Annotated in this window: 8 protein-coding genes; 4 read left to right on the plus strand and 4 right to left on the minus strand. The window is 55.3% G+C overall.

Annotation, left to right across the window (positions count from 1 at the left end):
• Positions 1–25: 25 nt before the first annotated feature.
• The 3 genes from VAE55_RS05780 to VAE55_RS05790 form a co-directional block, all read right to left on the minus strand.
• Positions 26–964 (minus strand): diguanylate cyclase, encoded by a 939-nt coding sequence (locus VAE55_RS05780; protein WP_322814849.1) that lies wholly within the window; start codon positions 962–964, stop codon positions 26–28.
• A 35-nt stretch (positions 965–999) separates the two neighbouring features.
• On the minus strand, positions 1,000–3,858 hold the full coding sequence (locus tag VAE55_RS05785; protein ID WP_322814850.1) for a PAS domain S-box protein: 2,859 nt from the start codon (positions 3,856–3,858) through the stop codon (positions 1,000–1,002).
• Between the two features lie 87 nt (positions 3,859–3,945).
• Positions 3,946–5,169, minus strand: coding sequence for an MFS transporter (locus VAE55_RS05790; RefSeq protein ID WP_322814851.1), 1,224 nt, complete (start codon positions 5,167–5,169; stop codon positions 3,946–3,948).
• A 190-nt stretch (positions 5,170–5,359) separates the two neighbouring features.
• On the opposite strand from VAE55_RS05790, the gene VAE55_RS05795 reads away from it, so the two are divergent.
• The 4 genes from VAE55_RS05795 to VAE55_RS05810 all read left to right on the plus strand — a co-directional run bounded on the left by VAE55_RS05795 (position 5,360) and on the right by VAE55_RS05810 (position 8,955).
• Positions 5,360–6,937, plus strand: a complete 1,578-nt coding sequence (locus tag VAE55_RS05795) for an acyl-CoA carboxylase subunit beta (RefSeq protein ID WP_322814852.1) — start codon at positions 5,360–5,362, stop codon at positions 6,935–6,937.
• 18 nt (positions 6,938–6,955) lie between these two features.
• The gene (locus VAE55_RS05800; RefSeq protein WP_322814853.1) at positions 6,956–7,315 is read left to right on the plus strand and encodes an OadG family protein; all 360 of its coding nucleotides are present in this window, start codon (positions 6,956–6,958) and stop codon (positions 7,313–7,315) included.
• Positions 7,316–7,393: 78 nt separating this feature from the next.
• Positions 7,394–7,786, plus strand: coding sequence for a biotin/lipoyl-containing protein (locus tag VAE55_RS05805; RefSeq protein WP_322814854.1), 393 nt, complete (start codon positions 7,394–7,396; stop codon positions 7,784–7,786).
• Positions 7,786–8,955, plus strand: coding sequence for a sodium ion-translocating decarboxylase subunit beta (locus tag VAE55_RS05810; protein ID WP_322814855.1), 1,170 nt, complete (start codon positions 7,786–7,788; stop codon positions 8,953–8,955). The genes VAE55_RS05805 and VAE55_RS05810 overlap by 1 nt, the downstream gene beginning before the upstream one ends.
• Here VAE55_RS05810 and VAE55_RS05815 read toward each other — a convergent pair.
• Positions 8,942–9,847 carry an NADH:flavin oxidoreductase gene (locus tag VAE55_RS05815; protein WP_322814856.1) on the minus strand — a complete coding sequence of 302 codons (906 nt, stop codon included), beginning with the start codon at positions 9,845–9,847 and terminating at the stop codon, positions 8,942–8,944. The genes VAE55_RS05810 and VAE55_RS05815 overlap by 14 nt on opposite strands.
• Between the last annotated feature and the right edge of the window lie 433 nt (positions 9,848–10,280).

Raw genomic sequence — 10,280 nt, forward strand, 5'->3', positions numbered from 1 at the left:
GGAAAAGAGGAGTGGGAGCAGACTCTTACACCCCGACCACGCAGTTACGCCCTTGCCGTTTCGCAGCGTACAATGCCTGATCGGCGCGATCAATCAAGCGCTCAATCGTGGTATCAGTTGGCTGGCGTTCAGCCACGCCGACACTGATCGTTGCTGTGACAATGCCCCTATCGGTGTGAACCTGTAAATCGGCAATCGTCATCCGTAATCGCTCAGCCAGCATAAGTGCAGAAGTGAGATTCGTGTTCGGTAATAACAGAATAAATTCCTCTCCCCCAAAACGACCGATGCTATCGGCAGTGCGTATCTGGTGCGCTACCGTTTGAGCAACCGCCCGTAAAACCTGATCACCAACCAGATGACCATAGCGGTCATTAATCTGCTTAAAGTAATCAACATCGAGCATACACATCGTCAGTGGTCGTTCATAACGGGTAGCAATCGCAAACTCGTGGCGGGCCAGCTCGTAGAAATGGCTCCGATTATACACGCCGGTAAGCCAGTCAATCCGCGCCAACTCAGCTTCACGGGCCAATGCTCGTTGGAGTTCGCGATTGGCAGCTTCGAGAGCTTTGCGCACCTGGGCCAGCGCCAGGTGGGTGCGCACCCGTGCCAGTACTTCGAGAGGTTGAAACGGCTTTGCAATATAATCCACCCCGCCACACTCAAAAGCCCGCACTTTATCTTCAACGTCATCCAGTGCGCTAACGAAGATCACCGGTATCTGTGCTGTTTCCTCATCCGCTTTCAATTGCTGGCAAACCTCGTAACCATCCATATCCGGCATCCGAATATCAAGCAAGACGAGATCAGGGCGAATGGTGCGGATAGCCGTTAAGGCCACTGTCCCCTGGGTAACCGGGCGCACATCGTAAGACTGCGCACTCAGAAGCTGGGTGAGCAACAGCAGATTCATTGGGGTGTCATCAACGACGAGAATGACAGGTGAACGATTACTGGTCATGGATGAATAGTATAGACATTTTTAACCTGCATACACTATACAACACGAACTACCGTTTGAGAAGAAACCAACCGGTCAAGCCACTGTCGCACTGCCTCGTAATCGAACGCCTCGATCCAGTTGCGGAGCTGCCGCGCATCATCAGGACGTTGCGCCTCAATCATTGCCACTAATTCCTGCAACCGCTGAAAATGTGCGACCTGGACAGCCTGACGCAACGCCTGACACCACGCCGGGTGATACCCCTGATCGTGAATTGCTGTTTCCGGTATCTCATGCATCGCTGCACTGCCATACTCAAACTGCACATGCAGATGTTGTTCGATCAGTCGGACAACCTCGTGCTCAGGAAACGGCTTCGCCAGAAATTCATCGCAACCGGCAGCCAGCACACTCGCTGCCGTTTCACCCAGCACATGGGCCGATAGTGCAATAATCACCGGTTGTAGTAATCCTGGTTCAGTCACACAGATCGCGCGAATCTGCCGCGCCACCGTCAACCCATCCACCCGCGGCATCCGCAGATCAAGCCAGATCATATGTGGTTGCCACTCACGCCAGACAGCCAGCGTCTGCTCACCATCAGTGGCCGATTGAACCGCAAAACCCAGTCGTCGCAACAACGAGATCAGTAGTAGGGCATGGGCAGGTTGATCATCGGCCACCAGCATGCGGTAGACCGGCTGATCGGCACGCACCTGAATTGCGCGCTTGACCGGCTCTGCCGGCAATGCAAATGATGAGGTGATTGGGGTACGCAATGGCAATGTGAGCGTAAATCGAGCACCCTGCCCCTCGCCCGCACTGTACACCGAGAGATCACCGCCGATCAAACGGGCAAACTCATAACTGATACTCAACCCCAAACCAACCCCAGTATCTGAAGACGCATTGACCGTCTGTTTTCCTTGAAAGAATGGCCGAAAGAGGTACGGTTGCTCAAGGGGCGAAATGCCAACACCGGTATCTTCTACAACAAAATACATCTGTTGTTTATCAGTATCAGCTCGTAGACAAACTCTGCCACCATGAGTAAACTTGATCGCATTTCCCAGTAAATTGATCAAAATATGGCGAATCTTGGCCTCGTCGCTCACAATCATCGGCGGAACTTGCTCTTCACAGGTAACGATAAGTTGTAATTGTTTCGCTTCTGCTTGTGGATTAAACAACGCATGAAGATCGGCCAGTAATCGCCGCACATCGAGCGGATTTGGCGTATAGGTGTAGCGTCCGGATTCAATCTTCGCCAGATCAAGCACTTCGTTGATCAGATGCAAGAGGTGCTCGCTGTTCCGATTGATAATTGCCAGATACTCATGCTGAGTCGCCGTTAAATTATCATCACGGCTCATCAACTGGGCAAAGCCAAGCACAGCGTGCAGCGGAGTCCGTAACTCATGACTGACATTCGCCAGAAACGCACTCTTAGCCCGATTGGCCGCCTCGGCCTGCTGGCGAGCCAGGCGCAACTCTATCTCGGTCTGCTTGCGTGCAGTAATATCACGCGCTACACCCAGCACCATCAATTGACCTTCTTCATCGCGCACAAACGAGGTGACAATTTCGGCCTGTACTATCTGCCCATCACGGTGAATCAGATCGATCTCGGCTGTCCAGGGTGACGCGTTCGTCAGTTCCCCTTCCCACTCGTGAAGCATGTAATCGAGCGCTGTCTTGACATGCTGTATCGAATCTGTCTTCAGAAAAGTTGACAATGGCAGATCAAGCGCTTCGGCTGCCGAATAGCCGATCAGTTTTTCTATCGATGGGCTGAAAAAGGTGAACTGCGATTTGAATGGATCGTACAGCCAGATTACATCGGTTGTGTTCTCGGCAATCAGACGGTAGCGAGCATCACTACGCCGCAATGCCTCTTCTATCTGCTTTCGTTCGCTGATGTCATGGACAATGCTAATCGCGTGCGGTACACCTCTGATCATTACCACTTGCGATGAAAGGAGGCAGGTGCGAAAGGTACCATCACGACGACGAAAATCAAATTCCATGCCGGTACAGGCACCCTCACGACGCATGATCTCAGCCCATCGCTGACGATCCTCTGGTGAACGCCAGATGTTGAGCGTGAGCGCATCTTTGCCGATTGCCTCGTCCGCGCTGTACCCACTAATCGTCGTGAAGCCGTGATTGACCTTCACGAATACACCATCTGTCAACCGCGACAAGAGCACGGCATCGGGTTGCGCTGCAAAAATCTGCTCAAGTTGCTGCACTGCTTCACGCTGTCTGTTGACCAGCTCCTGGTTGATCAGCAAAATCAGACCGAATGTCCATAATGTGGTCGTTGCTATCGCAACCAGGTAGGTGGCAGTTTGCCATGGCGGTGAAACTGTTAACCAGTCTGATTCTGTTACCGAGGCAACTGCACGCAATGCGAAAAAGGTGCTGTTAACGAGAAAGACTATCGCCAGAAACAGCACGACCGGCCGTGTATCGGTTTGTAACTCGCGCAGTAGCCGCTGGGCAATCAGTAAGGAGAGCAGAGCAACCAAAACTGAAAACAGGATGCGACGGAGCAGTGGTGCATCACCGGTGAACGCCAGCATCAGATTGGCGGCAACGATTAGGCCACCGGCCAGCCAGAACCATCGCCGACCACCAATATCACCGAAGAAGCGGCACACGCCGTAATAGAACAAGATCATGCCGATCCCCACCAGCGTATTGCTGATTGCGTACAATTCCAGAGGTAGTAAGACGACATCGCGCAACGTGGTCAGGCTCAGGCCTGCGGCCAGTACTCCCATACCGGCCGCCCACCAGACTGGCCCAGCCCTGTCTCGGTTTGCCAGTGCCAGTCCGGTAAGCGCGGCACTTTGCAGAAGGTTGGCGAGATTAAGAACAATGGATAAGGTTAGGAGATCAACAGACATGTATCACTCCACCCGCTTGGCTAAGAGTTATGATTGCATTATGTCATTGTATGACAGAATCCAATCGGCTGCATGCCCTTTTCGCTCTTATCCACGACCACCCGCCAGCCGTGCCGCTGCCGGCGAACGCCGTAGCATCGCCATCGCCCAAATCCCGATGGCCGGGCCAACTGCCAGCCCGACAAAGGCCCACCGCCAGCCAACCAGATTTACCAGTGGTGGGATGAGCCAGATGGTGATCAGGGTGAGCAGAAACCCCAGACTGGTCTGCAACATCAGCGCCGTGCCGGTGCGGCCTGGTGGCGAGAGTTCGCTTACCGCTGCCGAGAATTGGGCCGAGTCGGCAACAATCGTTAATCCCCATACCATCGCCAGCACAGCAACCACCCATGGCTCACCGCCAAAGGTAAAGCCTATCGCGAGTGCGCAACTGCCACTCACCGCCATTGCTGCTATCGTGATGGTCGTTCGCCCGATCCGGTCGGCAAGCAGACCTGCCAGCACACTCCCCAGCCCACCTATTGCAATCGCGGCAAAGGCTACCAGACCCGCCCACGACGCCGCGATACCACGCTCCTCGAAGCTGGCCAGCAGGAAAAGCGGCAACCATGTCCACGCCGCATACAGCTCCCACATATGGCCCAGATACCCCAGATTCGCCAGCAACACCGGCCGTTCACGCACCACGTCCACCACCTGCGACCAACTGAAACGCGGTGCCGTTGTGCGTAGTGGCCCTTCACGTACCATGAGCGCAACGATCAGCCCACCCACAACTGCCAGACCGGCAGCCATCAACAACGTCCGCCGCCAGTCATCAATCCCACCCATAACATTCAGCAGGTGCGGCGAGGCCGAACCGACAGTCAGTGCTCCGACCAACACCCCGATTGCCAGCCCACGCCCCCGTTGTGTCCATGTCGCCATGATTTTCATCCCAACCGGATACACTCCAGCCAGTGCCATGCCCGTCAAAAAACGCAGTGGTAACGCCAGTAGAGGGCCATTAGCCCACCACGCAATCAACGCCGTACACAACGCCGCCAGCAAGGCTGAACCGCCAAAAAACCGGTGGGTCGGCCAGCGATCAGCCAATCCCAGGACTGCTGAGATAAATGCGCCAAAGGCAAAGCCCAACTGCACCGACATCGTGAGCCACGCGCGAACCGTATCGTTCAAAGCCCATTCGGCAGTCAATGCCGGAATAACTGCCGAAGCGGAAAACCACGTCCCTTTCGCCAACAGTACCGCAACTGCCAGCACTGTTACCACAAACCCTGCTTGACGAGATGGGATGGGAATTGTTGTCATCTGTTCACTCCGTAAATACAACGACAATGCACGGTTAGCAAAGAATGACCCTATCTTACCGATTGCAACAATTACAAGTGCTATACTGACTTCTGTACATCCCCTACAGCGCTCAACTATGACACTGATGTTCACTCCCTACATAGACAATGCCAGGCGAGTGAAGCAACGAATACAAGGGAGGGTTGCGATGACTCAGCAAGAGCCTACCCGACAAGCACTACTAACGTTACGCGCTCGCATTGAAGCCTTGCACCAGTACCGGCAGCGCCTGGAACAGGGCGGTGGCCCAGACCGTATCGCACGCCAGCATCAAGCCGGTAAACTGACCGCCCGCGAGCGTATCCACCTGCTGATTGAACCGGAAACGTTTCAGGAACTCTTCCTCTTTGCCCGTCACCGCTGTACCGCCTTTGGCATGGCCGACAAGGAGATGCCGGCTGAAGGCGTCATCACCGGTTGTGGCAGTGTTGATGGTCGCCAGGTCTTTGTTGCCGCTCAGGACTTTACCGTTGCCGGCGGCTCGGTCGGCGAAATGCATGCCGATAAGATCTGTCAGACGATGGATCTCGCGTTCAAATGCGGTTCGCCGTTCATCACCATCAACGATAGCGGCGGTGCTCGCATCCAGGAGGGCATTGATGCCCTCAGTGGCTATGGTCGCATCTTCTACCGCAACGTCCTGCTCTCCGGAGTAGTGCCACAAATCGCCATTATCGCCGGGCCATGCGCGGGCGGTGCCGCCTATTCGCCGGCTTTAATGGACTTCATCATCATGGTGCGGGGCAGCGAGATGTTCATCACCGGCCCGGAAGTACTCAAACAAGTGACCGGCGAACATGTAACCGGTGAAGAACTCGGTGGCCCTGAAGCTCAAGTACGCAGCGGCGTTGCCCATTTCATCGCTGAGAACGATGTGGAAGCAATTGCGATCTGCAAGCAACTGCTGGGTTTCCTACCGGCGAACAACCTCGAAGACCCACCTGATCGCGGTGACGGTGAATTGCGCCTGTTCAGCGATCCGGTGCTCGACACCATCATCCCCGCTGATCCACGTGAACCATACGATGTCATTCCCATCATCAAGCGGATCGTTGATGATGGGGACTTTCTCGAAGTCCAGCGTGGCTTCGCCGACAACGCCGTGATCGGGTTTGCCCGTATCGACGGCAGTACCGTTGGGATTGTTGCCAATCAGCCGATGGTGATGGCAGGAGTACTCGATATTGACGCTTCGGATAAGATAGCGCGTTTTGTCCGTTTTTGCAACGCCTTCAACATTCCACTCATCACATTTATCGATGTCCCAGGCTTCCTGCCCGGCGTTGCCCAGGAACGCGGCGGCATCATTCGGCACGGCGCGAAGATGCTCTTCGCCTACTCCGCCGCAACCACACCGAAAATATCAATCATCCTGCGCAAAGCCTACGGCGGCGCCTACCTGGCCATGTGCGGCAAAGACCTGGGCGCGGATCGGATAGCCGCCTGGCCAGGTGCCGAAATCGCGGTCATGGGGCCAGAGGGCGCGGTCAACATCATCTACCGCGATCAGATCAAGCAGGCGGATGACCCGGCTGCGGCGCGCACCGAATTTGTACGCCAGTACCGGGCTGAGTTTGCCTCACCCTACGTCGGTGCTGGTCGCAACCTGATCGATAGCATCATTGCCCCCAGCGAAACCCGCCGCTACCTCAGCCTGGCCCTGGCATCGCTGCGCACCAAACGCGAGCTACGTCCGCAAAAGAAGCACGGCCTGGTTCCGCTATAAATCGCAAAGGAGAGCCTAATGATCGATCCTAACGCCAATCCACTCCTGACCGGCTTGCAGATTGCGATTACCGGTATAAGCATCGTCTTCATCGTGTTGGTGATCGTGGCTCTGGTCTTAGGCATACTCAATACCACGCAACGTCTCTTCCGCTCAACCACGCCAGATACTATCACACCGCCATCCATACCAGAGAGGAATCCTGTCGCTGCCGATCAACTTGATCCCCAACTCATTGCCATCCTGACCGCAGCGGCGGTGACGGCACTTGACCGGCCGGTACGCATCTTGCGTGTGCGCTACTACCGACAACTATCGGTGAACTGGGCACGGCTGGGACGAATCAGCGTGATGGCTAATCGCCAGTTACGCCGATAAACGCGCATCAGTCGTTGCAAGATATTCGCTTACCAGACATTGAGTTCAAGAAGGCCGAAGCTGGATGACGGAGAGCATATGAAACGATTACGCATCACTGTCAACGGTATCACCTACGAGGTTGAAGTCGAGGTATTAGCCGACGACGATGACGAGCCGGTGTTACATGCTCCAACCAGTGTGAATACCGTACCACCACCAAAATCGTCGACGCGCACCGACTCTGCACCGACGCCAACCTCACCAAACCCAACCGGTCCAGGCGTGCTGGTATCACCTATTGCCGGCATCGTGGCTGAAATCAAGGTAAATGTCGGCGATCAGGTAAAGGAAAACGATCCACTGGTCGTGATCGAAGCAATGAAGATGAATTCTAACGTTAGCTCACCAATTGCCGGCACCATCCGTGCCATCAATGTGAAAGTCGGCGACTCGGTGCGTCAGGGTCAACCACTGCTGGAGTTTGCCTGATGGAATGGCTGATTGGTTTTTTTGAAGCGAGCGGGATTGCCCATCTAGCGTGGGGCAATCTGTTGATGATCGTCGTCGGCTGTGTGTTCGTCTACCTGGCGATTGCCCGCACCTTCGAGCCACTCCTCCTGGTACCGATTGGATTCGGCATCATTCTCGGCAATATGCCATTTGAATCGGGCATGGGGCAGGGTGTCTACGACCAGGGCAGTGTCTTGAACTACATTTACTTTGGGGTCATCACCGGCATCTTCCCACCCCTCATCTTTCTTGGCATCGGCGCAATGACCGACTTCTCGGCCCTGATTGCCCAGCCGCGCCTGATCTTGCTCGGTGCTGCTGCTCAGCTCGGTATCTTCTTCACGCTCTTAATGGCTGTCTTACTGGGACAGTATCTCCCGTTCCTCGATCTGGCCGACGCTAACGATCCTCTTCGTTTGCTGCGGGCTGCGGCAGCAATTGGGATCATCGGCGGAGCCGACGGGCCAACAGCTATTTTCATTGCCTCTCGGCTTGCACCTGATCTCCTCGGCGCGATTGCCGTCTCTGCCTACTCGTACATGGCCCTGGTGCCGGTCATTCAACCACCGATTATGCGCCTGCTCACCACCCGCGAAGAGCGTCTGATCCGCATGCCACCACCCGCCGAGGTCAGCCGAACGCAGCGTATCCTGTTCCCGATCATTGGCCTGATCGTCTGTGTGCTCATCGTCCCGGATACATTACCGCTGCTTGGCATGCTCTTCTTCGGTAATCTCCTCAAAGAGAGCGGTGTCACCGAACGACTGGCCAAAACAGCACGCAGCGCCCTGATCGATAGCGTGACCATTATGCTCGGTCTGACCGTCGGTGCCAGTACGCAGGCCAGCAACTTTCTCACCCCACGATCTATCGCTATCTTTGCCCTTGGTGCCTGCGCATTTGCCATCTCGACAGCAAGTGGTGTCTTGTTCGCCAAATGTTACAATCTCTTTACCCGTAACAAAATCAATCCGCTGATCGGCGCGGCTGGCGTGTCAGCCGTCCCAATGTCGGCACGAGTTGCGCATACCATTGCGCAGGCAGAGGATCGGCACAACTTCTTAATCTGGCAGGCAATGTGTCCAAACGTTGCCGGCGTGATCGGATCGGCAGTGGCGGCAGGAGTCATGCTGGTCATTTTACGCTGACCATTCCCAGCACCCGGCGTGCCAGTTGCGGCCATTCAGGCAAGAGCCGCAGAGCGGTACACAGCATGACCAAATCAACACTTCCGTCCTGAATGGCCGCATCGGCCAGCCACGGATCACTCAATTGCCCGGAGCCAATCACAACCGCTTCACTGGCGATACGATGGATACTCGCAACCAGGGGGAGAGTCCAGCCCGGAAAGCGTGCGACATCAGGCGAATAACGATTAATCGTCACATCGAGAAATTGCGCACCGGCAGCAATAGCCCGCCGGGCAATCAGGCGGGCATCCTGGTGGGTCAAGCCATCCGCCACCAGCTCCGCTGCCGGCATACGCAACCCAATCCACATGTGACGACCATAGTTTCGGCGAATCTGTTCAATGATTGTCAGTAACGGCAGAATACGTTCGGTGATCGGTATCTGCCTACCATTATCCGCTTGCCAATTTGACGCAATGATCGTCGCTAACAATCCACCATCGGCAACCGAGATGAATACACCATCTGCACCGGCGGCTAATGCACGCCAGGCGCCCTGGACGTAGCTCTCAACGAGCATGGACGTTGCTATGCCGGCAAGTGGAACTTCCAGCAAAAAGACAATCCGGCTCCCAAACGCATGGGCTGCGGCTGAAAGCCGCCGGAGTGCAGGAACAAAACAATCATGCCAGATACCGAGATGACTCGTCGGTGTTGATGGCGCACAAATAAGCATCGGTTCAGTAACAATCAGACCTACCCCGGCCTTTGCTCGTCGCTCGTAATAACTGACCAGAGCGCTATGGCAAAAACCATCAGAACCGGCCAGCCCACTCAATGCTGGCGCCATCACAATCCGATTATGCAACTGCCGACCGGCAACCTGTAGCGGTGTAAAGAGATCGGCCATATATTGACGCTCACTGCTTACATGTATGGGTGCCTGAAGATGACGCCATGCGTTTGCCACCAGCCCCGAATGACCGGCACGCTACTATCGTAATCGTTCGCATTGCGTGTAGTATAACGTGAGTTGAGGATATCGAATGTGAACGTTGGCAGGCACGTAGCGTTGGGGAGATAAAATTGGAGGTAGAACTTAAAATTTCACCAAAGCTGTGCTATCGTGCTCCCAGCCTGTCGCACAAGCGCATGAACGCTTACCAATCACTAACAACAGCCTACCCTGCTCCTGACCCATTGGCAGAGCGCAGCTCCGGTCGTACCATCTCGCGCTGAATTGGTTGCCTTACCCGCTCGTTATGCCCGTGTCGCGACGTTTGGAGTGCGACAGCCATGCTGCCGCGCCAACCGTGCTCGCGATCTGGCACGTGTCAGATCGT

Origin of the sequence: Chloroflexus sp. (genome assembly GCF_034432675.1) — a bacterium.
Lineage (GTDB): Bacteria > Chloroflexota > Chloroflexia > Chloroflexales > Chloroflexaceae > Chloroflexus.

Coding starts and splice junctions, on each gene's coding strand:
- VAE55_RS05815 (WP_322814856.1), bottom strand. CDS start 9,847: ATGGCCGATCTCTTTACACCGCTACAGGTTGCCGGTCGGCAGTTGCAT.
- VAE55_RS05785 (WP_322814850.1), bottom strand. CDS start 3,858: ATGTCTGTTGATCTCCTAACCTTATCCATTGTTCTTAATCTCGCCAAC.
- VAE55_RS05805 (WP_322814854.1), top strand. CDS start 7,394: ATGAAACGATTACGCATCACTGTCAACGGTATCACCTACGAGGTTGAA.
- VAE55_RS05810 (WP_322814855.1), top strand. CDS start 7,786: ATGGAATGGCTGATTGGTTTTTTTGAAGCGAGCGGGATTGCCCATCTA.
- VAE55_RS05800 (WP_322814853.1), top strand. CDS start 6,956: ATGATCGATCCTAACGCCAATCCACTCCTGACCGGCTTGCAGATTGCG.
- VAE55_RS05780 (WP_322814849.1), bottom strand. CDS start 964: ATGACCAGTAATCGTTCACCTGTCATTCTCGTCGTTGATGACACCCCA.
- VAE55_RS05795 (WP_322814852.1), top strand. CDS start 5,360: ATGACTCAGCAAGAGCCTACCCGACAAGCACTACTAACGTTACGCGCT.
- VAE55_RS05790 (WP_322814851.1), bottom strand. CDS start 5,169: ATGACAACAATTCCCATCCCATCTCGTCAAGCAGGGTTTGTGGTAACA.